General features: G+C 67.5%; 21 protein-coding genes and 1 tRNA gene. 11 read left to right on the top strand and 11 right to left on the bottom strand.

The features are described from left to right. The first annotated feature begins 24 nt into the window (after positions 1–24). Positions 25–1,116 (top strand): hypothetical protein, encoded by a 1,092-nt coding sequence (locus E6J58_03600; GenBank protein TMB41178.1) that lies wholly within the window; start codon positions 25–27, stop codon positions 1,114–1,116. Between the two features lie 9 nt (positions 1,117–1,125). Here E6J58_03600 and E6J58_03595 read toward each other — a convergent pair whose 3' ends face one another. After that, positions 1,126–1,815, bottom strand: coding sequence for a hypothetical protein (locus E6J58_03595; GenBank protein ID TMB41177.1), 690 nt, complete (start codon positions 1,813–1,815; stop codon positions 1,126–1,128). 246 nt (positions 1,816–2,061) lie between these two features. Here E6J58_03595 and clpX point away from each other — a divergent pair, with 246 nt between their 5' ends. From clpX to E6J58_03580, 3 genes are all read left to right on the top strand, one after another. Further along, complete coding sequence (clpX, locus tag E6J58_03590) at positions 2,062–3,354, top strand: ATP-dependent Clp protease ATP-binding subunit ClpX (protein TMB41176.1); 1,293 nt, start codon at positions 2,062–2,064, stop codon at positions 3,352–3,354. 79 nt (positions 3,355–3,433) lie between these two features. Continuing rightward, positions 3,434–4,555, top strand: coding sequence for a hypothetical protein (locus E6J58_03585; protein ID TMB41175.1), 1,122 nt, complete (start codon positions 3,434–3,436; stop codon positions 4,553–4,555). 15 nt (positions 4,556–4,570) lie between these two features. After that, on the top strand, positions 4,571–5,527 hold the full coding sequence (locus E6J58_03580) for a flippase-like domain-containing protein (GenBank protein ID TMB41174.1): 957 nt from the start codon (positions 4,571–4,573) through the stop codon (positions 5,525–5,527). On the opposite strand, the gene E6J58_03575 is transcribed toward E6J58_03580, so the two are convergent. Together E6J58_03575 and E6J58_03570 are read right to left on the bottom strand one after the other, a co-directional pair. After that, positions 5,515–6,528, bottom strand: coding sequence for a hypothetical protein (locus E6J58_03575; GenBank protein ID TMB41173.1), 1,014 nt, complete (start codon positions 6,526–6,528; stop codon positions 5,515–5,517). The genes E6J58_03580 and E6J58_03575 overlap by 13 nt on opposite strands. Beyond that, the gene (locus E6J58_03570; protein TMB41172.1) at positions 6,528–8,039 is read right to left on the bottom strand and encodes a 2-alkenal reductase; all 1,512 of its coding nucleotides are present in this window, start codon (positions 8,037–8,039) and stop codon (positions 6,528–6,530) included. Before E6J58_03570 ends, E6J58_03575 begins: the two co-directional genes overlap by 1 nt. A 21-nt stretch (positions 8,040–8,060) precedes the next feature. Between E6J58_03570 and E6J58_03565 the strand changes: the two genes are divergently transcribed. Further along, on the top strand, positions 8,061–10,301 hold the full coding sequence (locus E6J58_03565) for a serine protein kinase PrkA (GenBank protein ID TMB41179.1): 2,241 nt from the start codon (positions 8,061–8,063) through the stop codon (positions 10,299–10,301). Here the strand turns inward: E6J58_03565 and E6J58_03560 are convergent. The 3 genes from E6J58_03560 to E6J58_03550 are packed head-to-tail and all read right to left on the bottom strand — an operon-like array spanning position 10,289 to position 12,896. Further along, entirely contained in the window at positions 10,289–11,446 is a 1,158-nt protein-coding gene (locus tag E6J58_03560; GenBank protein TMB41171.1) for an NnrS family protein, read from the bottom strand. The genes E6J58_03565 and E6J58_03560 overlap by 13 nt on opposite strands. After that, positions 11,388–11,960 (bottom strand): response regulator transcription factor, encoded by a 573-nt coding sequence (locus E6J58_03555; protein ID TMB41170.1) that lies wholly within the window; start codon positions 11,958–11,960, stop codon positions 11,388–11,390. Before E6J58_03555 ends, E6J58_03560 begins: the two co-directional genes overlap by 59 nt. 15 nt (positions 11,961–11,975) lie before the next feature. Continuing rightward, positions 11,976–12,896 carry a HAMP domain-containing histidine kinase gene (locus E6J58_03550; protein TMB41169.1) on the bottom strand — a complete coding sequence of 307 codons (921 nt, stop codon included), beginning with the start codon at positions 12,894–12,896 and terminating at the stop codon, positions 11,976–11,978. A 113-nt stretch (positions 12,897–13,009) separates the two neighbouring features. Between E6J58_03550 and E6J58_03545 the strand changes: the two genes are divergently transcribed. The 6 genes from E6J58_03545 (at position 13,010) to E6J58_03520 (ending at position 20,660) form a co-directional block, all read left to right on the top strand. Further along, positions 13,010–13,813 carry a trypsin-like peptidase domain-containing protein gene (locus E6J58_03545; GenBank protein ID TMB41168.1) on the top strand — a complete coding sequence of 268 codons (804 nt, stop codon included), beginning with the start codon at positions 13,010–13,012 and terminating at the stop codon, positions 13,811–13,813. A gap of 42 nt (positions 13,814–13,855) precedes the next feature. Further along, a complete protein-coding gene (locus tag E6J58_03540) occupies positions 13,856–14,317 on the top strand; it encodes a deaminase (protein ID TMB41167.1) in 462 nt (153 codons plus the stop codon). Between the two features lie 152 nt (positions 14,318–14,469). Then, positions 14,470–15,408, top strand: a complete 939-nt coding sequence (locus tag E6J58_03535) for a hypothetical protein (protein ID TMB41166.1) — start codon at positions 14,470–14,472, stop codon at positions 15,406–15,408. A gap of 58 nt (positions 15,409–15,466) precedes the next feature. After that, positions 15,467–18,403, top strand: coding sequence for a hypothetical protein (locus E6J58_03530; protein TMB41165.1), 2,937 nt, complete (start codon positions 15,467–15,469; stop codon positions 18,401–18,403). Between the two features lie 136 nt (positions 18,404–18,539). Beyond that, complete coding sequence (locus E6J58_03525; protein ID TMB41164.1) at positions 18,540–19,220, top strand: HAMP domain-containing histidine kinase; 681 nt, start codon at positions 18,540–18,542, stop codon at positions 19,218–19,220. 9 nt (positions 19,221–19,229) lie between these two features. Continuing rightward, entirely contained in the window at positions 19,230–20,660 is a 1,431-nt protein-coding gene (locus tag E6J58_03520) for a sigma-54-dependent Fis family transcriptional regulator (GenBank protein ID TMB41163.1), read from the top strand. 6 nt (positions 20,661–20,666) lie between these two features. Here E6J58_03520 and E6J58_03515 read toward each other — a convergent pair whose 3' ends face one another. From E6J58_03515 to E6J58_03495, 5 genes are all read right to left on the bottom strand, one after another. Continuing rightward, the gene (locus E6J58_03515; protein TMB41162.1) at positions 20,667–21,902 is read right to left on the bottom strand and encodes a diguanylate cyclase; all 1,236 of its coding nucleotides are present in this window, start codon (positions 21,900–21,902) and stop codon (positions 20,667–20,669) included. A gap of 138 nt (positions 21,903–22,040) precedes the next feature. Then, a complete protein-coding gene (locus tag E6J58_03510; GenBank protein TMB41161.1) occupies positions 22,041–22,793 on the bottom strand; it encodes a hypothetical protein in 753 nt (250 codons plus the stop codon). Between the two features lie 17 nt (positions 22,794–22,810). After that, positions 22,811–22,894, bottom strand: a tRNA-Leu gene (locus tag E6J58_03505). A 17-nt stretch (positions 22,895–22,911) separates the two neighbouring features. Beyond that, entirely contained in the window at positions 22,912–24,663 is a 1,752-nt protein-coding gene (gene lpdA / locus E6J58_03500; GenBank protein ID TMB41160.1) for a dihydrolipoyl dehydrogenase, read from the bottom strand. Next, the coding region (locus E6J58_03495) for a dihydrolipoamide acetyltransferase (protein TMB41159.1) at positions 24,663–25,319 on the bottom strand (657 nt) is incomplete at its 5' end. The genes E6J58_03495 and lpdA, both read right to left, overlap by 1 nt.

Raw genomic sequence — 25,319 nt, 5'->3', positions numbered from 1 at the left:
GTGAAGAAAGCGGCAGATGCACCCGTGCGCGTGACGACGACCGAGACGACGTTCACCGATCTGGATCCATACTCGCGGATCGGCTTCAGCGTGCGCGCCGTCAACGATTCCGGCCCGGGTCAGTGGGCGCGGTCGGATCCGGTCTATCCATGGCCATCGTCGACCTGGCGACCAGGCATCGAGATGGGCCCCTCGCGCGAATACGCGTTCTTCGCTGGAAACTCCATCTTCGCGGTGACGTCCCCGACGTCGTTCACGGCGCCTCTCGACGACTCGGGCATGCCCTGGACGACCATCGGCCGCGACCGTTACGCCGGCGGGGTCCTGCCCCCGCACCACGACAATGAGGGTGCGGCCGTTCTGCCTGTTTCCGAGACGACGACATGCCTGGTTCTTACCGGAGGACGGCAGTACCGCGACGTGCCAGGAACGCCGGCGGTGTCCACCTCGTGCATTCGCGACGACGGCTTTGAAGGGCAATGGCTCGCGACGCCGTCTCCCGCGGCAATGCCCGCTGTTCGTTTCGATCACGCCTCGGTGGCCGTCGGAAACCGGATCTACGTGCTCGGTGGCTCGCAGGACGCCGTCGGCGTGGACGTGCCGCTCTCCGACGTCAGTTTCGCCACGTTCGGCGCCGATTTGTCGGTCAGCGGGTGGAGATCCACGACCCCGCTTCCCGGTCCCTCCGCGACCATTTCCGCGATCGCGGCCGAGGGGCGCGTCTACGCGATTGCACCCTCGTTCGCTTCCGACCGGCTTTTTTGCGCCGACGTCAACGGCGATGGATCGCTCAGCCCGTGGCGCGAAGCGGGCCGGATGCCGTACACGCGGGCGAGACCGTCCGCGATCGTCGTGCACGGGTTCTTCTACGTTCTCGGTGGGAACGCCGACGGGGAACCGACGGTACTGATCGGCCGCCTCGATTCCAGGACCGGCGCGGTGACTTCCTGGAGCGCAGACCCCGCGGACTCATTCGCGCGGCCGCTCATGAATCCCGCCGTGCTGTCCCGTGGCAATCGTTTGTACGTCTTCGGAAGTTCCGGAGGCATCGGGCAGTCGCCGCTCCAGACGGCGGAGATCGATCCGGCCACTGGGCGGCCCAAGCCGTGGCGGTGATTGCACGGGTCAACGAAAGGGGTCCAGATCGGGCGGGTAAAGCACTTCGAGGAGCGTCAAGCCCTGTGCCGGAGCGCACGCTCCCATCCAGGGACGCGTCCGGCGCGCCAGGTCGGCGAGCGAGTCAGGGGTAGCGAATCCAAGCGCGATGGCCGCGAGGTGGCCGGCGAGATTGCGCACCTCGTGCTTGCGAAAGGCTCTCCCCGTCACCTCCAGCACGCCGTCGTCGCCGAGCGACCATGAGGTGAGCGGTGGAGCAGGCTTGTGGCCCCTGGAAGGGGAACAAAGTCCAGAGAGGTGGGGCAGTCCCGCGAGGCCCCGGAGCGCGGCGCGGGCACGCTCCCAGTCGGGCTCGCCCTGGACGAAGCTGCGAAGAGCATAGCGGTACCGCTTTCCGATAGCGCTGCTGCGCGCATGGAACGATCGTTCCGCGATGGTCCAGCGCAAGAGCCGTAGCGCGGGAGGAAGCTGAAGGCCGTCCAGATTCGTGGCTCGGCCGCTCTCGAGCGACGCGACCTGGCCCAGGGCATGAACACCCGCATCCGTTCGCGACGCTCCGTGGACGACCGGTCGCTTTCCCAGGAGAGCGCGCAGCCCGCCCTCCAGCGTCCCTTGGACCGTCGCCATTCCAGGCTGCTTCTGCCAGCCGCGAAACGCCGCGCCGTCGTACGAGAGCAGCAGCGCGAAGGTCTGGTTCAAGACAACACCCGATGTTGACGCTCGCCGGGTCGCTCCGCAACCGACGCGCTGCGCGATTCTGTGGGAAGATCTTGCCACAGCGGGGGAGCCAGCGGCAGCATAGTGCCCAGCAAGGAAAATCGTGTGCGCCGCGAACGGATTCTGGCGCGTCGGACCCACCCTCTATAAATTTCCCTACGTACTGTCGCTGGTCATGGTTGCCCGGCCGGCAGCCCCTTGCGTACACTCCTGTAAGGAGGAGGTGACATGAGCCGGAAGGACAGCCATCACCACGGCAATCTCTCCTGCTCCTTCTGTGGGAAGGGGCAGAGGGAAGTCCGGAAGCTCATCGCCGGCCCCACCGTCTACATCTGCGACGAGTGCATCAAGCTCTGCAACGACATCATCGCCGAGGAAAGCGAGCGCGAGGAGAACCGTCCCGCCGTCGCGCTCCCGGCGCCGATGGAGATCAAGACGTTCCTCGACGACTACGTGGTCGGTCAGGAGCGTGCCAAGAAGATCCTCGCCGTCGCCGTCTACAACCACTACAAGCGCATCTACTCGAAGAAGCCCGCCCGCCAGCGTCCGGGGATGCAGGCCGCGCGGCAGCAAGGCGACAGCGACGTCGAGCTGCAGAAATCGAACATCCTCCTGCTCGGCCCCACCGGCTCTGGCAAGACGCTGCTGGCGCAGTCGCTGGCGCGCTTTCTCAACGTCCCGTTCACCATCGCCGACGCCACCTCGCTGACCGAAGCGGGCTACGTCGGCGAGGACGTCGAGAACATCATCCAGAACCTGCTGCACGCGGCCGACTACGACGTGGAGAAGGCGGCGCGCGGCATCGTCTACATCGACGAGATCGACAAGATCGCGCGCAAGGGAGACACGCCGAGCCCCACCCGCGACGTCGGCGGCGAGGGCGTGCAGCAGGCGCTGCTCAAGATCATCGAGGGCACCCGGGCCAACGTCACCCCGCGGGGAGGCAAGAAGTACAACCAGCAGGAATACATCCAGGTCGACACTTCGAACATCCTCTTCATCTGCGGCGGCGCCTTCTACGGCATCGAGAACATCATCAAGCGGCGCGCAGGAGAGAAAGGGCTGGGCTTCGGCGCGCACGTGCAGCCGAAGGACAACCGCGGCGTCGGCGAGATGCTGCAGCTGATCGAGCCGACCGATCTGATCAAGTTCGGGATGATCCCGGAGTTCGTCGGCCGCCTGCCGATGATCGCCACCCTCGACGATCTGACCGAGGACGATCTGGTCACCATCCTCACCCAGCCGAAGAATGCGCTGGTCAAGCAATACCAGAAGCTCTTCGAGATGGAGCGGGTGAAGCTGACCTTCTCGCGCGAGGCGCTGCGGTCGATCGCCCACGAAGCCATGCGCCGCAAGGCGGGAGCGCGCGGCCTGCGCGCCATCATGGAAAATGCGATGCTCGACATCCAGTACGACGTGCCGTACCGGGACAGCATCAAGGAGTGCAAGATCACCGAGGGCGTGATCATGCGCGGCGAAGAGCCCACGCTGCTCTTCGAGAAGGACCGCAAGACGGCGTGATTTCCGCCGCGGCGGTTTGTTTGTGCGGTTGCGTGAACATGCCAGCATGGCGGCCGTCCAAGCAGCAGGGAGGCCCGCCATGAAGTCAATCCTGCTCGCCGTTCTCCTCGCCGCCGCCCCCGCTCTCGCGCAGGGCTACGACCGCAGCGGCTGGGACCAGGGATCGTGGTCACAGGACGGCTCCGGCTCCGACGGATATGGCTACGGCGACGATCGATACGGGTCGCAGCCGGCGGACAATTCCTGGCAGTCGTACCCGGACGATGCCGACTACACGGCAGGCAGCGGGCCGACCTTCGACGACTTCCGCAGCGACTCCGAGCTCACCTGGAACGGCGAATGGATCGACACCCCCGAATACGGCACCGTCTGGCGGCCGACGCATGTCGCCTCGGACTGGCAGCCGTACACCTATGGCCGCTGGGTATGGACGCGCGCCGGCTGGGCCTGGGCGAGCGACGAGTCGTTCGGATGGGCCGTCTACCACTACGGGCGCTGGGGCTGGTCTCCGGCAGTCGGCTGGATGTGGGTGCCGGGGAGCATCTGGGCGCCGGCGTGGGTGAGCTGGCGTTGGAGCGATGGTTATGCGGCCTGGTGCCCGATGGGCGTGCGCGACTCTTACGTCGAGCAGCCTGCGCTCTGGGTCGTCGTTCCCACACGGACGTTCCTCGAGCCGGTCGTCCATCACGTCGTGCCCCGACCGCAGCGGCGAGTCATCCCGTTGCCGGCTCGGGCGCCGGGCGGGCAGCAGAGCGGGCCCCCGGTAGCCTCCGTAGAGCGGGCGATCGGGAGGGCGGTCCGTCCCTTGGCCATCGGCGATGCGCGAACGCCCTCGGCAGCGCGGACGGGTTTCGGCGCCGTGATGTTCTACAGGCCGCGAACCGCCCCGGTTGCGGTCCCTGCCCGCAACGGACAGCCGATGGCGATTCCCCAAGGGCCGCGCGGTGTGCCGCAGGGTCCGGCGACGGCCCGCCCGCGGCCGACGTGGTACGGCGCTCCGCAGCCTTCCGTCCAGGCGCGGCCGCAGTCCAGTCCTCCCCCGACGGGCTTCGGCAACGTGATTCAGCAGCGGCCCGTGGCCGTGCCGCCACCGGCAGCCACGCCGCACGCCGCTTCGGGGACGAGCCCACAACCCGCGCCCCAGGCGACCGCGCCGGTCGCGCGGTCCAATGGCGAACAGCCGCAAGTCAAGGAGCGGTGACTAGATTCGCGCAGCATGACCCGTGAACGGCTGCTCGTTCTGCTGCGCGTCGCGGTCTGGGTCCTGGTCGGCGCCTGCGTGTTGGTCTTTGCCCGCAGGCTGGACTGGAACCAGGTCTCGCATGCGTTCCAGGGCGTCGATCTCGGCCTCGCGCTATTGGCCGTTGTGGTCTGTGTGCCCTGCACCGCCCTGCAGGGGCTTCGCTGGGCATCGCTGGTGCGGGGAATCCGTCGGGTTCCGCGCTCCACTCCGGTCGCCGCCATCTACGTGGGGCAGGCAGCGAGCGCCTTTCTACCGATGCGCGCGGGAGAAGCGGTGCGCACCGAGCTCCTCGCGCGGGCCACGGGAATCGCTCGCGCCACGGCGCTCGGCACCGTCGCGCTGGACCACAGCGTCAACGGTGTCGTGATGTTCGCCTTCGCGGCGCTGTTGCCGGCGCTCCTGCCCGTGCCGCGATGGATGGCCGTCGTCGTCTGGCTGGGAATGATCGGGGCGGTGACGCTGGTCCTCACCTTTCTCTGGCTGGCGAAGCACCCGGAGTCGCTGCCCAGCGGACGGATCGCGAACGCGGTAGCTCGCGCCCGATCCGGGCTGATGGCCGCCCGGAATCCACGGGCGGTGGCGCAGGCGGCGATGTTTTCCGCCTTCGCCTGGACCCTGGAGATCGCGGTGACCATGCTCGCCCTTGCGGCATTCCACCTTCCACACGGCTTGCCGCAGGCGATGGGGGTCATCTTCGGCGTCAATCTGGCGCTGGCGATCCCTTCGCCGCCTGCCTCGCTCGGCAACTTCGAGCTCGGCGCCGGAACGGCGCTGGTGGCGTTCGGCGGCGACCCCGGTCACGCCGCCGCGTTCGCCATCGGGCTGCACGCCGTCCAGCTCCTGCCGACGCTGGTGATGGGCGGGCTGATGGCGACGAACTTCCGCAAGCCTGTCCCGGCGATGCCGCCGGCCGGCGCTCAGGAGGCGTAGTCCTCGCCCAGCACCCGCAGGTAGTTGCCGCCGAGGATGCCCCGCAGCTCTTCCTCGGAAAACCCGCGCTGTACCAGTTTCTCGGTGAGGGCGGGATACCGAGTCGCATCCCGGATTCCCCTCGCGCTGAAGACCCATCCGTCGAAGTCGGTCCCGATGCCGACATGTCGCGCGCCGGCCACGGTCGCTCCGTGCACGATGGAGTCCGCCATCGCTTCGATGGAATCGCCCCCGAGCAGATCGTTCCAGGTGATCACGCCGATCACGCCGCCGGTACGCGCAATTTCGCGCGCCTGCTCGTCGGACAGGTTCCGCTCGTAACCAGCGAAGCGGCGGAAACCGGTGTGCGTGGCGAGCAGCGGCCGGCTTGCGACCGAGAGCACGTCGGCGAACGAGCGGTCCGAGCAGTGCGTCACGTCGACGAGCACTCCCAGCTCCTCGCAGCGACGCACCAGCTCTCGCCCGAACGGCGTCAGCCCAGGCGCGCCGCGCAGCAGCGAGAAGAACGGCAACCGCGGCAGCTTCGCGGGCTGGGCCACGCCGTTGTGCACGAAATGCGTCAGCGTGAGGTAACGCAGGCCCCGCTCCGCGAGGCGCTCCAGCTTCTCCAGCGACCGCTCGACGTGGTGCCCTCCTTCCGCGGCGTGGATCACCGCCATTTTTCCACTCTGCACGATGGGCCGGACATCGCCCTTCTTCCGGGCGACCTGGGCGAGGGCAGGGTGGCGCGCGCAGAGCCGTTCGAGCGCGGCTAGCCCGCCCAGCGCGGCGCGGAAAGGGCTCATTGGCAGCACGGAAGGGGCGTACACGCAGTTGGTGAGGACGCGCAGCCCGCCCACGCGCGCCCGCGGCAGATCGATCTGCTGGCGGAGGGGGTTCCATTTCCGCGGCCCTCGGTGCTCCCGCCCGAGATCGCGCCGCAGATAGTAGGCGTTCAGGGCCGGATGCGCGTGCAGGTCGGCGACGGGCGCCGAGGCGTGCACCGACGCCGCGTCGAGCATCAGTGCTGCGTGACGCGGACGGCGGTCTTCATCTGCTTGCCGGTGTCGAGGTCCCTGGCGGACATCGTCAGGATCCCCTCGATGTTCACGTCGAAGGTGATCTCCAGCCGCGCCCTCCCCTTGGGTCCGGCCTTCAGACCGCTGAAGAGGAAGTCGCCGAGCAGCTCGTTGTGCGAGACGTGCGGGTTGTCGCCCTGGAAGATGCGCATGGCCACATCCGTCTGGCCGTCGTAGCTGGTGGTCGCTTCCACCGCCTTGGCGTTCGGGATGGGAGCGTTGCGGGGAAAGACGGTGTGGAACTCCCCGCCCGCTCTCTCCAGGCCGATGGCCATCGGGATTACGTCGAGGAGCTGCAAGCGCAGGTTGGAGTTGTCCTCCAGCGAGTTGGCGTAGAGAGCCGCGCCGATGGCGACGGCCTCGTCCGGGTGCACCCCTTTGGAGGGCGTCTTTCCGAAGATCCCGGTGAGCCGCTTCTGCACCGCCGGCATTCGCGTCTGGCCGCCGACGAGCAAGAGCTCATCGACTTTCTTCGGGTCGAGGCCGGCGTCATCCATCACCCGGGTGAGGATCTCCACCGTCCGCTCCACCAGATCCTGGGTGATCTCCTCGAGCAGACCGCGGGTGAAGACGAAGTCGATGTTCAGCGGCTGCCCCTGGGCCGTCATGGTGACGAACGGCACCGAGAACGGCGCCTGCTCGCGGCTGCTGAGATCGATCTTCACGCGCTCCGCCAGGTCCTTGATCCGCTGCATCGCTACCGGATCCGTGGAGAGATCGATGCCGTTCTTCTCGGCGAAATCGCGCAGCACGTACTCGATCATCGCCTGGTCGAAGTCGAGCCCGCCGAGAAAGATGTCGCCGCCGGTGGCCTTCACCTCGAAGACGCGATCGCGGATCTCGATGATGGAGATGTCGAACGTCCCGCCGCCCAGGTCGTAGATCACCACCGTCTCGTGCAGGTTCTTCCCGATGCCGTAGGCGAGCGCCGCCGCGGTGGGCTCGTTGATGATCCGCACCACCTCGAGCTGGATCAGCTTGCCGGCGTCCTTCACCGCCTGGCGCTGGCGGTCGGTGAAGTACGCGGGGACCGTCACCACCGCCTGCGTCACCTTCTCGCCTAGGTAGTCCTGCGCGACGACCCGGATCTTGTTCAGGATTTTCGCGCTGATCTCGGCGAGGCGGAAGTTCTTGTGCCCGACGTCGAGAACCACGTCGTTGCGCTCGCCGGGCTTGAGCTCGTATGCGACCTGCTGTTTCATCTGCTCGACGACGTCGCTGCTGTAGGAGCGCCCGACGAGCCGCTTGGCTGCGTACACCGTGTTCTTCGGATTCAACTGCCACTGGCGCTTCGCCTCGTGGCCGATCAGCTCGTTGCCCTTGTCGTCGATCGCAAAAATTGACGGAATGATGAACTCGCCGCCCTTGTAAGGAATGAGCTTGACCGCGCTTCCTTCGACGATGGCCGCGCAACTGTTCGTGGTGCCGAGATCGATTCCGATGATCTTGCTCACGGAGTGGTAGAGTACACCATGGTGGATTCAGCCCGATATTTAAAGTCCGTCGGCGAACAGGTCCGCCGCTCGTTCCTCGCGAACAAGACGATCCTCGCCTTCCAGGAATACATGGAGGCATTCTTCGAGGCGCCGCGCGTGCACGCTCGCGACGCCGCGCAGTACATCCGCGATTGCTTCGATTACTACGGGACGGAGACCGTCCAGCGGGCGTCCGGCAGCGTGCGCCGCTTCAAGCTGTTCGATCGTCCCTTCGACCAGGCCACGGGCGTGCAGGAAGGCGAGGGCGGCGCGCCGGTGGTCGGACAGGAAGAAGTCCAGAACGCCATCTACCGCATCCTCCACTCGTTCGTGCGCGCCGGCCGGGTGCACAAGCTGATCCTGCTCCACGGTCCCAACGGCTCGGCGAAATCGTCGCTCGTCGCCGCGCTGCAGCGCGCGCTCGAGGACTACTCGCGCAAGGACGAGGGCGCGCTCTACCGCTTCAACTGGATCTTCCCCAACGAGCGGCTGGTGAAGGGCTCGATCGGGTTCGGCGAGACCAAGCTCGGGACCGGAGCGGTCGAGACCTACGCGCATCTCGAAGGCGAGCAGATCGACGCGCGTCTCGCCTGCGAGATGAGGGACCACCCGCTGTTCCTCGTTCCCCGGGGAGAGCGGCAGCGGCTCCTCGCCGAGCACACCAAGCCCGGCGCCGACTTCGAGCTCACCGCCGGCGTCCTCGAGGGCGAGCTGTGCCACAAGTGCCGGCACCTCTACGCGGCGCTTCTGCAGTCGTACAACGGCGACGTCCTCAAGGTGCTGCGGCACGTGCAAGTGGAGCGCTTCTACGTTTCGCGCCGGTACATGATCGGCGCGGTCACCGTCGAGCCGCAGATGTCGGTAGACGCCGACTACCGGCAAGTGACGGCGGACAAGAGCCACGGCGCGCTCCCGGGGACGCTGCAGAACCTCTCGCTCTACGAGCCGTTCGGACCCCTGGTCTCCGGGAACCGCGGCGTGATCGAATTCTCCGACCTGTTGAAGCGGCCCCTGGAGCACTACAAGTACCTGCTCGGGACGGTGGAGACGGGCATCGCCCGCATGAACCACTTCCTCTTGCACCTCGACTCGGTGCTGGTCGCTTCGACCAATGAGAAGCACCTCTCCGCCTTCAAGGAGATGGGGGACTTCGCTTCCTTCAAGGGCCGCATCGAGCTCGTGCGGGTGCCGTACCTGCGCCGCGTGCAGGAAGAGGGGCGCGTCTACGAGTTCCGGCTGCGCGAGACCGTCGGCAAGCACGTGGCGCCGCACGCGACCTGGGTGGGGGCGCTCTGGGCCGTGCTCACGCGGCTGAAGAAGCCGGTCAGCGACAGATACAAGGGCGACCTGCGCAAGCTGGCGGATCACCTGACGCCCCTGGAAAAGGCGCGCCTCTACGACGAGGGACGCGCGCCCGACCGCCTCTCCTCGCAGCAGGCCCGCGAGCTGCGCAAACACCTGCAGGATTTCTGGCGCGAGTCGGACAACTATCCCAACTACGAAGGCCGCACCGGGGCCAGCGCACGCGAGCTGAAGACGGCGATCGGAAACGCCGCGCAGAATCCTGCCTACCGCTGCCTGACGCCACAGGCAGTGCTGGAAGAGCTGGAATCGCTCACCCGGGACAAGAGCGTCTACGAGTTCCTGCAGCAGGAAGTGGTGGACGGCTACCACGACCACGAGGAGTTCGTGCGGGTGGCGGAAGGGGAGTACCTCGACGTGCTCGACGAGGAAGTGCGCGAGGCCATGGGTCTCGTCTCCGAGAAGCAGTACCGGACGATGTTCGAGCGGTACGTCCTGCACGTGCTCGCCTGGACGCGCGGAGAGCGGCTTCGCAATCCACACACCGGGGAGATGGAGCGGCCCGACGAGGAGATGATGGCGCAGACGGAAGCCATCGTGATGGCGGGCTCCGAAGACCGGCGGGAGTTCCGGCGCGGGCTGATCGCGGCGGTGGGTGCGCACCGGCTCGAGCATCCCGAAGGACAGATCGACTACTCGCAGATCTTTCCCGATCTCTTCCGCCGGCTGCGCGATCACTTCTTCGACGAGCGCAAGCGGACGCTGCGGAAGAACGCCGAGCGCGTCCTGCGGTACCTGGGCGACGAGAAGGCTCAGCTCGCGGCGCGAGAGCAGGCGCAGGTGCAGGAGACGCTCGCGGGGTTGCAGAAGTACGGCTATTGCGAGCACTGCGCCAAGGACGGGATCATCCTGCTGCTGGCGAAGCGCTACACGGACTGAGGGGTCCGCACCGGCACGCGCAAGCAGGCGATCGTGGCCGCCAGGAACGAGGCGGCAGAGATTCCCATCCAGAGGTGGAACCAGGTCGGGTCGAGCTCGACCATCACCCGGCCGATCATCGAGAGCGCCACCAGGCTACCCGCCCAGGCCAGCTTGCGCAGGGGGAACGCCGGCGCCTCGCCCGCGCGGGGAAACAGGGCGGCGAGCAGGAGCGCGGTAAAACAGCCGAGGAAGATCACGTGGAGGCCGGCGCGCCGGATCTGCGGAGCCACGGCGATCCAGGCGTTGCCGACGGCGAGCATCCAGAGCGCGAGGTGGGCAAACGAGCGCCGCAGGTTGCGCGGGCCGAACTCCCACTCCGGCCGCAGAGGAAGCGCGAGCCAGATCGTCACCGCGGCGCGGATGGCGAACCCCAGGTGCGTTCCGAAGCGGGGTCCCACCCAGAAGCTGGCGATGAACACGGCGCCTGCGACGAGGTGCAGCGCCGGATGAGTGCGATCCCCGGTGCGCATCACCCGGCCCGCGCCGACCGCGAGCCCGGTGAAGAGCCCCTGGATGACCAGGTCTCGCCCCATCTCGTGCACCCAGAACCAGGAGCTTCCGCGCGTCGCCGCGAGCTCGGCAACGGCCGCGCCTCCGGCACCCATCAAGAACCCGAAGGCGATCCACAAGAGGCTCGGCGAGAGCGGGCGCGACAGACGCCGGAGCGTGAACTGGAGCATCACCGCGAGCAGGGCGAGGGACGCGACCTGTCCGAGCTGCCATTGGCCGATGGCCGCGCAGGTGGCGCTGATCAAGGGCGCGACGGCGGCCACCACGATCTGCCATCCGGCGGGAGGCGGCCTGAGCGCGGTGAGGATCACTCCCGCCGCGAAGCAGCCGAGAAAACCGTCCAGCTCCGCCAGCGGATGGAGGAAGGAGCGGTACGCGAGCACGCCGGTGACGGGCTCGTAGATGCTGCGCAGCCGGAAGGCGAAGAACAGCCAGGGGAGGACGCCCGCCCATGCGAGCAGGGCGCCGAGGGGGAACAGCAGCCGGTACGGCTCTCGTCGAAGCACGGCGCCTCCGACCCAGGCGACCGCGCGGCTAACTCGGGAAGACGAGGTGGAAGAACTCCGCGCGGCCGGCGACGCCGAGCTTCGCATAGACCTGCGTCAGATGCTGTTTGATGGTCTTCTCGCTGTTGCCCATCATCGCGCCGATCTCGGCCGAGGTGAGCCCCTTGAGAACCAGGCGGGCGACCTCCTCTTCCTTGCGCGTCAGCCGCGCCTTGGAGAGAGCGCGGTTCACGAGGCGCGCGAGATCGACGTCCACCGTGGTTACCTTGTCGAGGATCTGCCGAAGCGCCTTGACGCGCTGGGTATCGGCAAATGCCGTCACCAGCACTACCGGGGCACGCACCTCCTGCTTGCGCAGGGCGGGGATCAGATCGATGCCCGACATCTTGCCCTCGCCGAGCACCACGTCCGCGACCACGGCGTCGACGTAACGGAGGTCGGGATCCGACAGCGCGCCTTCCACGCTCGCATGTGCCAGGCAGTTCCACCCGAACGCCTGCAAGCGCCGCGAGAGGATGGTTCGGGCATCCGGTTCGTCCTCGACGAGGAGAATGGAACGCGGGGCCGTGCGTGGGACGGTTTCGGCGCGATCGGGAAGCATGTGGGAGGTTAACCCTCAGGCCGGCTGAAAAGTAAACCGGAAGGTCGTACGGCCGCCTGCGGAGCCCGCGAAGACCAGGTCGCCGCCGCCCGCCCGTGCCAGCGCCCGGGCGATGGCCAGACCGAGACCGGTGCCTCCATCTCCCGAGGCAAACGGAGTAAAAAGACGAGGTTGGAGCTGTTCCGGGACCCCAGGACCATCGTCCTGTATCACCAGCTCCACGGTGCCATCCTTGCGCGCCGCCCGCAGCGAAAGCTTGCCGCCCGGCCCGCGCGCCTGGAGGGCCTCGAGCGCGTTCGCGGCCACGTTCTCCACTGCGCTGCGCACCGCGTGCTCGTCTCCGCGGACGGACAGTCCGCGCGGGCACTCGATGTGCAGCACCGTTGCCGTCTCCTGCAGCGCCGGCGTCAGGCGCTCGCGCACCATCTCGAGCGCGCGGGCGAGATCGATGATCTGATCGACGCCTTCCTGCCCCTTGCCCGCGCGCGAGAGCTCGGAGAGCCGGTCGCTGGCCCGGGTCACGTTTTCGCGGATGCGGCGGATCAGCTCGTCGCGGGCGCCGGGGTCCTTCTCTTCGGCGAGTTCTTCGACGAGCAGGGCCAGGTTGTGAAGCGGGTTCTTGACGTCGTGCGCCACCGCTGCCGCGATCACCCAGATCGCCTGGCGGCGTTCCGTTCCCGCCAGCCGCTCCGCCAGGACCTGCGCAGCCGCGCGCTCGGCCTCGTGCAGCTTTCGCGCGCGCTGGGCGTAGAGCAGCGCCCCCGAGAGCAGCACGCCCGCCAGCGGCGGAGCAACCCAGTCGACGAGCACTACTACCCAGCGCCCCACGCCTTCCTGCAGCCGGGCTGCGGGGAGGATGTGGTCCAGGCTGGCCAGCAGCAGGCCGACGAAGAACCCGATGACGATGAGGGGCGTAGAGCTGCGTTTGCGACCCACGCGCACAGCGTACCAGAGGAAATGTCGCACTTGTCCTGCAAAACTGTCGGACATTTTGGAATCGGAGCACCCGCTTGTACTGTTGAAGGAGAGGCAACCCGAAGGGAGGCGTCTTGACCTTTCGCATCGCCGCCGCCTTGCTCGCGCTTCTCGCGCTACCCGCCTTCGCCAAGAGCGAAAAGAGCAGGGTGGTGCAGAAGGCGCTCCGCCACAGCGTCCGGGTGGAAGTCCTGGTTCGCGGGAAGGTCGAGCGCACCGCCAGCGGTGTGGTGGTGGCGACGGACGGCGACACTTCGTTCGTGCTGACGAACGAGCACGTCGTCCAGCGCGAAGGTCTCTCGGGGACGGCTTCCTTCCAGGTCGTCGTGGAGCGGCCGAAGCTGCACCGGCTGCCGGCCCGGGTCATCGCCGAAGGCAAGGTGCCCGACGAAGACCTCGCGCTCCTCGCGGTCTACGGGGAGACGCTGGCGCCGGCGCAGCTGGCAAGCGAAGAGCACGTGGATGTCGGCGACGACGTGGTGGTGGTCGGCGCTCCCTATGGCCGTGCCCTCAGCGTCTCTTCGGGCATCGTCAGCCAGCTCGACCTCGACGAGCAGGACCCCCGCGTTCAGCGAGCGATGAAGACCGACGCGCCGATTGGCTACGGAGCGTCGGGCGGCGGCGTCTTCGACGTCCCATCGGGGCGCCTGGTCGGCCTGGTCGAAGGGTATCGGACCGCGAAGGTGGCCTTTGGCGGGCTCAGCAAGGACGAGTTTTCCTTCGACGTGCCGATGCCCGGCGAGACGTTTCTCTCGCCCCCTTTCAAGATCCGCGCGTTCGTCGCGCGCGCCGGGATCGGAAAGCTCGCGGGCCTCAGGGAAGGCTCGGTGATGGCCGGTGCGGCGCCGCTGGCGGCGCCGATCGCGCGCGGACAGTAGAGCTCTAGGCGGAGCGGCGGCGGCCGGCTTAGACTTGGCGCCATGCGCGCCGACTGGGACAGCTACTTCATGCAGATCGCGACCGTGGTAGCGTCGCGAGCCACGTGCGATCGCAAGCACGTGGGAGCGCTCCTGGTCCGCGACCGCATCATCCTTTCCACCGGCTACAACGGCAGCATCCGGGGAATGCCGCACTGCGACGAGGTGGGTCACCTGCTCGAGAACGGGCACTGCGTGGCGACGATCCACGCCGAAGCAAACTCAATCCTTCAGGCGGCGCGCAACGGCGTGCGTATCGAGGGTGCGGACATCTACACCAGCGCCAGCCCGTGTTGGCCGTGCTTCAAGATGATCGCCAACGCGGGGATCAAGCGGATCGTGTACGGCGAGTTCTACCGGGACGAACGCATCTTCGAGGTCGCCCGGAAGGTGGGGATCGAGCTGGTGGATCTTTCGTCGGAAAAGCCGGCGCTCGCCCCGCTGCCCGAAAAGCAGACTGCTTGACATAACCCCCCAACCCGGCGGAATGCTTGAGCGAGCACCCCGCCGGGGAGCCTTCGGCGGCAGAGGGGGCAGCCATGCGAGCGTTTGCGCCCGTTTCAGTCGCCATCGTCGTGTGTGTTGCGGCCCCCGCGTTTGCCAGCGGACAGTCCCATGTGAGCGCGGCGCGAAAAGCCGAAAAGCGCGGCGATTGGCGCAAGGCGCTGAAGGAATGGAAGGCGGCGTACAAGGCCGAGGTGAATGCCGAGTACCTGATCGGTATCGGCGACGCGTACGCACGCCTCGGGAACAAGGCGGAAGCCAAGAAGAGCTACGAGGCCTACCTCAGCGACCCGCTGGCGCTGCCCGCGAACGTCTCGAAGGTCAAGGCGAAGCTTGTCCAGCTCGAGGCTTCTCCCCATGAAATGCTTGCTCTGCCGGGACCGGGACTGACGCTTCCCGGCGCGGAGGCCGCGGCGGCTCCCAGCCCTGCTGCACCCCTCCGGACGGCGAAGTCGGAACCGATGCTGCCGCTGCCTGGACTCGAGGCATCTCCAGCCCCGGCGCAATCGGCAGCGAACGACAAGCTCCTTCCACCGCCGCTGCCATTGCCGGGGGGTGCGGCGGCGCCGGCGAAGAAGGAGCCGGAAAGGGTCGCGTCCGCCACGCCTGTGCCGCCGCTGCCGCTTCCCGGCGTCGCGGCGAAACCGGACACCGGCAAGAAAGAGGCGGCTCCCGCGGTCGCTATGAAGGAGCCCCCGAAGCCGGCGAAGCCCATCGCGATGGCGACGCCCCCGCCGGAGAGGACGGTGGTGCCCGTCGCCGCGGTCGCCGCGACTCCGTTCCCGCGCGAGACGCAGGTGCGCTCCTCCAGCGGGGTCCAGCGCACCATGGCCTTTGTCACCGCGGGCGTGGCAATCGCGGCGCTCGGCGGGGGCGCCTATGCCTTCACCCAGGCGAATTCCGCGCACAACGACTTGACCGGCAAGGTCCACAGCGGCGCCGAAGCGCAGCGACTGCTGGAGACCGAGCGACAGAACAAGACGCTGAGCTTCGTCGGCCTGGCGGGTGGCCTGGTCGCGGCGGGCATTGCGACGGCGCTCTTTGCCTTCTGACTCTTCGAACTTCCTTGAACGCCCGGCCCGACGCGCTCTGGGCCGGCCGAGGGCTGGCATGACCGAGACATCGAAGATGATTCCCATCCGCGTCCTGGCGGTCCTCGCACTCGCGGCCGCAGCGTGCAGCGTCGAGGCGGGGAATCAGATTCCCTGCGTCGAGGATTTCTCCTGCCCCAACGACTATCCGGTTTGCGTTTCAGGGAAGTGCACCGCCGGGACGTCCAGCGCCAACGCTTCGGTGGCGGTCGTCGGAGCCGAGGGACATGCGGCGACCGATTTCCTGAGCGGCACCGTCCGCGTCATCGTTTCGGCGAGGGCATCGAGCGGCGTACAAAGCGTCGCGCTCGCGGCCGGGTCGACGAACTTCACCGCCTCGACGCCCGCGGCGACGCCGCCGCTCTACGCCTTCGACGTCAATACGACGACGCTCACGGACGGTGATCGGCAACTGACGGCGACACTGACTGCCGGCGATGCAACGACGGCAACGGCAAACGGCACGTTGCATGTGGACAATGCGAATCCGGTCATCACGAGCTTCACCGTAGCCGGCGGTACTTCGACGACGATCACGGCGGGTACCACGACCGTGATCAGTGCGTCGTTCACCGGCACTAGCGCGACGGCGACCATCAGCGACGGCAGCGGCGGCAGCGTGGGCATCGCGACCGGCGGCTCACTACTGGTGAGTCCCGACGTTCTCACTTCCTACTCGCTGCGCGTGACCAGCCGCTCAGGCGTCTCCGTACAGTCGGGAACCACTGGGCAGCCGTCCAACGTGTCGGTCGCCGTCGTTGGGCCCGCGTCATTCACTGGCAATGCCAGCGTGAGCCCGAGCTCCATCCAGCAAGGACAGAACGGCTCGTTCACCTTCACGGCGCCCACGTTCGGGAGCGGAATGACCGCCGTCGTCAAGGACGCGGCTGGCGCGACGAAGGGATCGACCATGACGTCAGGTGGGCAGATCACAGTGACGATTCCGACGACGGACTCGTCCACGACCGAGCTCGACTATACGGTCGTGATCAGCAACGCTGCGACGGTGCCGGATTCCGTTTCGATTCCACTCGTGGTCCACGTCGGCGTCCCTCCGAACATCATGACGTTCGGCACCTCCACGACCATCACCTCGGGTTCGAGCGCGGCGCTGCAGGCGACTTTCGTAGGCGGCAACGGCGTCATCACGCCGGGAAACATTCCCATCACGAGCGGCGGGACGGTGGTGGTCGCGCCCACTGCGCTCACGACCTACACGCTGACCGTGACGAATCCGACGACCAGCGTTTCGGTGTCCACCGGGAGCGGCGGCCAGCCGGCCAGCGTGACGATCACGGTCGTCGCTTCGCCGGTGATCACGGAGTTCGGTTCCTCGACCGTGCACGTGACGTCCGGGGAGGCCATTCCCCTGTCCGTCAAGACGACGGGAGTGACCGGGAATGCGTCGGTCACTGTCGCCTGCACGCAAGGGTCGATCGCCGGATTCACCATCCCGCTGGCCAGCGGCAATGGGTCCTCGAACCCGAACCCGACCGCGCCGACGGTGACGTCTACTTCCACGTGCACGTTCACGGCGACGGTTCAGAATGCCGCATCGACGTCGGTCTTCAGCCGCGTCGTGGTCACCGTCGAACCGCAGCCGTCGATCATGACGAACAGCTTCGTCTTTGCCGTCTCGGGAACGAGCACCGCATTCTTCGCCCGTGGCGATGCGGTTACCCTGAATCACACGTACGACGCGCATGGCGGGACCGCGACCATCAACGGAACGGCGGCCGGCGCGACCAGCACGACCTTCAACGACATCCAATTCGACACCGTCTACACGCTCACGGTGACCAACCTCGCCGGTGCGACCGCGACGGCGACGGCGACGGCGACGATCGCTCCGGGGTCGTGGTTCCTGTTGAGCCAGAACGCCGCCGAGGCGCGCCAAGGCGTCACGGTGACCGCATTGGACAACGGCAAGGTGCTCATCGCGGGCGGCGCGACGGCGGCCGGTACGCCGCTGAATACGGCAGTGCTCTGCGACGCCAACGGTAGCTGCACGCCACCACCGGGCACCCTGACCATGAACTTCCCGCGGGCTTTCCACACGGCGGTGAAGATTCCATCGGGCGCGCCGAACAATGGCGGCAAGGTCCTGCTTGCCGGCGGATACACGGCCGCCAACCTGACCACCCCAACGGTGACAGCTGAGTTCTACGACCCCGCAACGAATACATTCTCGACTACGACCGACATCACGACCGGCACGGTGACGGCTGCACGGGCCCGGCACATCGCCGTGCTTCTCGACTCGAGCCACGTGCTGATCGCTGGGGGAACGAACGGCACAACGGACCTGTCCACCGCCATCAATTACGACGCTGGTACCGCCGCAACGCCTACGGTGGCGAACGTCGGCAGTTCAATGGCCCAGGCGAGGTCCAATTTCACCGGGACCCTCCTGGGGACGGGCAACGTCCTGATCGTGGGCGGAGTCACGGGCAACGACACCGCCGAGTTGTTCAACCCGAGCGGAAGCGGTTCGTTCAGCAATACCGGAAGGGTGTCGACGACCAGCACCGTCGAGGACAAGCGCGGCCACACCGCAATGCTGGTTGGCGGGGTGAACGCCGGGTGGGTGTTTGTCTCCGGTGGGGTCACTGGCAGTGGAAACGGCACTGCGTCAGCGACGCAGTTTCTGTTCAAACCGGGCACCGCTACCTTTACGGCCACGGCCAACCTCCGCGCGGCGCGAAGCAGCCACGCGGCGATCGGCCTCTCGAACTTCAACATCCTGCTCTGCGGAGGCACGGACGGGACGTCGACGCTCGCGTCCTGCGAGCGGTACGATCCCGACTTGGGAAGTCAGCGCCCGACCGCCAGCATGTTGGAGCGGCGCAAGAACTTCGGCCTCGCGCCGCTGACGAGCACGGTGCTCGAACAGCTCGCCTCGGGCGGGACCGACGCCTCTTCGACGACCACGGCGGAGACCTACAACGCAAACTAGCCGCTGCGCGCCGGGCGTATTTTTTTCAACTCCCTGTAGCGCCGTCAGCGTTGGGCAGTAAAAACTCCAGCGGACGGCAAGTTGCGCCCGATCGATGTCGCGGCCGAGTCTGCGCCGGACGGCGGCGAGGCGTCATATGGGGTACCCAATTCAGAGGATTCCCAGACCGGCGGGCGAGGACGTGCAGGGGCGTGCCGCTGATCGTGCCCGGCTGCTCGAGAAGGTGGCCATCGGGCTCGCGCACGAAGGCAAGAATCCGCTGCACAACATGGTGCTCCACCTGCAGCTGATGTCCGAGAAGCTGGCGTCCCCGGAGCTGAAGGGCGGCTCCCCCATCGAGAAGCACCTCTCTGCCATGCGCGACGGCATCGGCCGTGTCGATGCGCTGCTCCGCTCCTTCGGCGATTTCGCCGCGCCGCAGCACCTGACGCCGGACCTTGGCGCCGCCCTGAAGCGCGCCTTCGTTCTCTTCGCCTACGAGGCCCGCCGCGCGTCCGTTCAGCTGACCAACAGCGCTCCCGCAACGCTGATGGTGAGCTCGGAGAGCTTGTATCTCGGTGATCTGATCGCCCACGCGCTGGTCGTGTGCATCGAGCATGCTCGCGACGGCGGGCGAGTCGCGGCGAGCGTCCAGCCGCGCGGGGCGGTCGCGATCCTGCAGTTGCGCGCCGACGGCGGTGTCGGCAACAGGGAGCAGGCGCTTCCGCACCTCGACGCCGCGCGCCGGCTCGCCCCCGAGGCAGCATGCGAGCTCTCGATCGAAACCCCTGCGGCAGGGGGCGCCCGCCTCTCACTCTCCTTTCTCCACCCGAGGTAACCACCCGTCATGCCGAAGGCCCGCATCCTGATCGTCGATGACGAAGAGTCCACTCGAGAGCTTTTTGCGGAGCTTCTGCAGCGGTGGGGTTACGAGGTGGATCAGACGGCCGATGGCCACGGTGCGCTGAAGCTCGCCGCCGAGACCCACCCGGACGTGATCATCAGCGACCTGGTGATGCCGAAGCTGGACGGGCTGGCGCTCGTCCGCGCGTTGCGAGAGGAGCAACCGGACACCCCGGTCGTGATCATCACCGGGAAGGGGACGATCGACGCCGCGGTCGAGGCCGTCCGCGAAGGCGTCTTCGACTTCGTGGAGAAGCCGCTCGACCCGGCGCGCCTGAGGGTCATCCTCCAGCGCGCGCTGGAGAAGAAGGAAACCCTCCACGAGATGCAGGTCCTGCGCCGGCGCCTGGGCCAGGTCGATTCCGGCGTCGGGCTGGTGGGCAACTCGCCCCCGATGCGGCGCGCGATGGAGCTGGTGGAGAAGGTGGCTCCTTCCAAGGCCAGCGTGGTGATCACCGGCCAGAGCGGCACCGGCAAGGAGATGGTGGCCCGCGCCATCCATCAGCTCAGCCCGCGCCGCGACAAGCCGTTCATCGCCATCAACTGCTCGGCCATTCCCGCCACGCTCATCGAGAGCGAGATGTTCGGTCACGAGCGCGGAGCCTTCACCGGCGCCGAGCAGAGGCGCCTCGGAGCCTGGGAGCTGGCCGACGGCGGGACGCTCTTCCTCGACGAAGTCGGCGAGATTCCCATCGAGCTGCAGGCGAAGTTCCTCCGCGTGCTCGAAGAGGAGCGGCTCCGCCGTCTGGGCGGCAAGAGCGAGATCGCGGTCGACGTGCGCGTGATCAGCGCCACGAACCGCGAGCTCAAGGACGAGATCAAGGGCGGCCGCTTCCGCGAGGACCTCTACTTCCGCCTGAACGTCTTCCACATCAACCTCGCGCCGCTGAAGGAGCGGCACGAGGACATCCCGGTCCTCGTGCAACACTTCATCGATCGCTTCGCGCGGGAGGCGGGCAAGAAGCTCCACGGCGTCTCCCCGCAGGCGATGAAGCGGCTGACGGACTACGGCTGGCCGGGAAACATCCGCGAGCTGCGCAACACGCTCGAGCGCGCGGTGATCCTCTGCGGCAGCGGCGTCATCGAGGCCGAGCATCTTCCCAGCGAGCTCGCTGCCGGCGGGGGCGAGAGCGCATATCTCAAGCTCCCCTACGGGTTGCCGCTGCGCGAGATCGAGAAGGAGTACATCCTCGCGACGCTGACGCGCTTGCAGAACAACAAGGCGCGGACCGCGCAGGCGCTCGGCATCAGCGAGAAGACGCTCTACAACAAGCTGTACCGGTACTCGGGACGCGGTCCGCGGCGCGACGACGATTCGGACGACGACGTCGAGACCAGCGCGCCGCCGGAAATCAAGGTCACCGGTATCGGGTAAGACGTCTCAATGAGGCACCTGCGCGACCTCGACCCGGTCGCGCCCCGAGCGCTTCGCCCGATACAGCGCTTCGTCCGCGCGCCGAAGCAGGTCTTCCGCCGCGTCCGCAGAGTCCAGCTCGCCCGCATTGACCGCGGCAACGCCGATGGAGCCGCGCACCGGCAGGCCGGCATCCTGGCTGACCTCGACCAGTCGACGCCGCAGGCGCTCGGCAAACTGTGCTCCCTGCGTCTCGTTGGTCTGCGGCAGCAGGACGACGAACTCGTCGCCTCCGTACCGGGCGGCGAAGTCGGTGTCGCGCAGCTCCTCGCGAACGGCGTCGGCGAGGGCGACGATGGCGCGGTTTCCCGCCGCGTGCCCGAGCTTGTCGTTGATCTCTTTCAGCCCGTCGAGGTCGACCATCGCGCACGCCAAGGGGTGACCGTAGCGGTGGGCCCGTGAGACCTCCTCCTCCAGGCGAGCGTGGAAGGACCGGAAGTTGGGCAGGCCGGTGAGGCCGTCCGTCTGGGCGAGCGCGCGGAAGTGCTCCTTCTGCGCGGTGAGCTTGAGGGTGCGATCGACGCGCGCCATCAGCTCCTGCTCGCTGAAGGGTTTCGCCAGGTAGTCCGCGGCGCCGAGCGAGAGGCCCTGCGACTTCGTTTCGGCGTCGCCTTGCGCGGAGAGGAAGATCACCGGCGTGTCCGCCGTCTTCGAGTTGCGGCGCAGCCCGGTGAGCGCGCCGAATCCATCCATGCCGGGCAAGAACAGATCGAGGAGCACCAGGTCCGGATTCAGCTCCGCGGCGCGCTTGAGCGCCGTCTCGCCGTCGCCGACCGCGTCCACGTCGTAGCGGGGACGGAGGAGCTCGGTGAGCACCATCCGCGCATCCTCATCGTCCTCGACCACGAGGATCAACGGCTTCTGCCGCCGGCCGCTGGCCGCCGGCGGCTCTGCCATCGGCGTTTCTTCCAGCCGTGAGACCTTGGGCGCGCGGATGCGCGCGGAAACCCGCCGCGCTACTTCGTCGGCGGTCCCGCCGGCGTCGTCTGCGCCCGCCTCGATGGCGGATGCGGCGTCGTCGGTGAGCACGACGATCGGACCGGTGACCTGGGCGAGCTCGCGCATGGCGATGGCGCGGGAGAGATCGTCCACGGTGCAGACGAAGGCAGCCGGCTCTCCGGCGCGCTCGGCGAGCCCCACACGCGCCAGCGCCGCTCGCAGCGTCTCCGCCGCCTCCCCAGCCCCCACCACCCGGACGTTCACGCCGTCTCCCCTGAGCGCACGCCACCCAACAGCCCGCCGGGAAGGTAGCGATTCGGCTGTAGGAACGCCAAGATGTAGGACGACAGGGGACAGTCGCCTGCCTGCCGCGGCGTTGTGCCCGTCTCAAAGCATCCGTCGCTAACGCCTGAATCCCCCCCCGCGGCCAAATCGCTGTCGCCCGCTGAACACGGCGCCGCCTGCCGGACCGGTCATCATCGGCGGCGTTTCCAGCCAGAATTGCCACCACTGCTCGCCCCAGCCATCGAGCTTCAGCCGCTTGTCGTTCTGGGCGCGGCCGAGCAGCGTTTTCAGCTTCTCGTCCGAGGGATTCTCCTTCACGCCCTTCTGAAGAATTTCGATGGCTTTCTTCTTCTCGCCCCGCTGGTTTTCGACCCAGGCGTAGACGGCGTAGAGCAGGGTCTCGCCCTTGTTTCCCCGCATGGCGCCGTCGAACACCTTCTCCATCTCGGGGTACTGCTTGCGCCGGAACAGGATGGCGCCGAGCATGGCCTGCGCGAGCCAGAGCTTGATCATCGTCGCCGCTCCCTTGCGCAGGTGCGGCTCGGCCTCGTCGTACTTCTTCTGCACGTAGAGCAGCACGCCGATGTTCGCGTGCAGACTGGAGGAAATGCCGAACTGCCAGCGGGAGAGGGCGAAGGCGTCCTGGAGCGCCTGGACGGCGCGGTCCGGCTTGCGCGCCATCATCTCCTTCTGCGCCACTCCCATCACCGCCTCCAGCTGCTTGCCGGTCCGGCGGGCGAGAAGGATGTAGGTGCCGATCGCCGCCACCGCTCCGGGGAAGATCGACCCGAGCGCGTGCGCGATGCCGGTCACGTAGAAGACCAGGAACCCGAGTACGCCGGCCGCCAATGCGAGAAGGAGGTTGATCACCGCCGATGCTCCAGAAGTGGCCGTCCCCGGAATCGAACCGGGACGGGTTTTACCCCGGTGGATTTTGAGTCCACTGCGTCTGCCAGTTCCGCCAGACGGCCTCGAAAGGCGGGTTCTATCAACGCCGGCGCGGTGGGGGAAGATCGGTACACGTTCCGGTGAACACCTCTGCCGCAAGTCCGATGCTCTCGCCGAGCGTGGGATGCGGATGGATGGTGCGCCCGATGTCCTCCGCGTCGGCGCCCATCTCGATGGCCAGACAGATCTCGGAGATGAGGTCGCCGGCGTTCAGACCCACGATGCCGCCTCCGATCACCCGCCCGTTCGCCTTGTCGAAGAGCAGCTTCACGAACCCTTCGTCGCGGGCATTGGCGATGGCCCTCCCGCTCGCCGACCAGGGAAAGACCGATTTGCCGTACTCCGTCCCGCTCTTCTTCAGCTCGTCCTCGGTGGCACCGGCCCAGGCGATCTCCGGATCGGTGTAGGCGACCGACGGAACCTGCCGCGCGTCGAAGGAGGCCTTGTGCCCGGCCGCGACCTCCGCGGCCACATGGCCTTCGTGCGTCGCCTTGTGCGCCAGCATCGGCGGACCGGCGATGTCGCCGATGGCGAAGATATGCGGCACATTCGTCCGCATCTGCTTGTCGGTGGGGATGTAGCCGCGGTCATCCACCTGGACGCCGGCCGCCTCGGCGCCGATCCTCTTCCCGTTGGGCGTGCGGCCGACGGACACCAGGACCATATCGTAGATGGCCGGTTCCGCGCCGCCGTCGAAGCGGACGTGGATGCCATCGCGCGCGGCCTCCGCGCCGACGGTCTTGGTCTTCAGCATCAGGCGATCAAAGCGGGGCGCGTTCTTCTTCTGCCAGACCTGGACGAGGTCGCGGTCTGCGCCGGTCATCAATCCCTCGAGCATCTCGACGACGTCGATGCGCGAGCCGAGCGTCGAGTAGACGGTCGCCATCTCCATCCCGATGATGCCGCCGCCGATCACCAGCATCCGCTGCGGCACCGCCGGCAGCTCCAGCGCGCCGGTGGAATCGACGATGCGCGGGTCATCGGGAAGGAAGGGCAGCTTCGCCGCCTGCGAGCCCGCCGCGATGATCGCCTTGTCGAAACGAATGCGGCGCTCGCCGACCGCCAGCTCATGCGGTCCGGTGAACTTCCCCTCGCCCGTGACCACTTCCACCTTGCGCGCCTTCGCCATCATCGCCACGCCGCCGCTGAGGCGACCCACCACCTTGTCTTTCCAGGCGCGCAGCTTCTCCACTTCGATGCGGGCGTCGCCGAAGGAAACGCCATGCCCGGCGAGATCGCGCGCGCCGTCCATCAGGCTGGCGACGTGGAGCAGCGCCTTCGACGGGATGCAGCCGACGTTGAGGCAGACGCCGCCCAGCGCCTTGTAGCGCTCGATCAGCACCACGCGCTTACCCAGGTCGGCCGCCCGGAAGGCGGCGGCGTATCCGCCGGGGCCCGATCCCAGCACGAGGACGTCACAGTCGAATGGCCCGCCTTCCGTGCGGGCCGCGGCGGCGTGCGATTCTTCACGCGTCGCTCGCCGTGCCGGTTCCTCGGGAGGGGCCGCCTTGGGCCCCTGCTCGGGAGCGGCCGGCTTTGGCTTCTGCGGCTCGGCCGCCTTCCCGGCGGTCTCCAGGATCAGCAGGACCGATCCTTCCGATACCTTGTCGCCGACCTTCACGCGCACGTCCGCAACGGTCCCGGCCGCGGGCGCCGGAACGTCCACCGTCGCCTTGTCCGACTCGAGCGTGACGATGGGCTGTTCCTGCTCGATCCGGTCGCCGGCCTTCACCAGCACGGCGATGATCGGCACGTCCTTGAAATCGCCGATGTCGGGAACGCGGACTTCCATCAGAGCAGCATCCTGCGGGCGTCGCCCAGCAGTCCGGCGAGGAAGGTATTGAACCGCGCCGCGCCCGCGCCGTCCACGACCCGGTGATCCCAGGAGAGCGAGAGCGGCAGGATCAGGCGGGGGTTGAACTCCGATCCGTTCCACACCGGCCGCATCTGCGCGCGGCAAACGCCGAGGATGGCGACCTCCGGAGCGCTGATGATCGGCGTGAAATAGGTGCCTCCGATCCCACCGAGCGAGGAGATGGTGAACGTCGCGCCCTGCATGTCGCCAGGCGCGAGCTTCCCGTCGCGTGCCTTCGCCGCCAGCTCCGACGTCTCCTTCGCGATGGCGAAGACGCCTTTCTTGTCCGCATCCTTCACCACCGGGACGACCAACCCCTGCGGGGTGTCGGCGGCAAAGGCGATGTTCCAGTACTTCTTGACGACCAGGTGATCGCCTTCGAGCGAGCTGTTGAAGTTGGGGAACTTCTGCAGCGCGGCGACGCAAGCCTTCATCAGGAAAGCGAGCAGGGTGACCTTCACTTCCTGCTCCTTGTTCAGCGCCACCCGGAACGCCTCCAGGTCGGTGATGTCGGCGTCCTCGCAGTTGGTGACGTGCGGGATCGTGACCCAGTTCCGGTGCAGTCCAGGGCCGGCGATCTTCTGGATCCGCGT

The sequence above is a fragment of the Deltaproteobacteria bacterium genome (assembly GCA_005879535.1).
Lineage (GTDB): Bacteria > Myxococcota > Myxococcia > Myxococcales > 40CM-4-68-19 > 40CM-4-68-19.
Note: the sequence above shows the minus strand (reverse complement) of the source record. Positions and strands in the feature narration are given on the sequence as shown.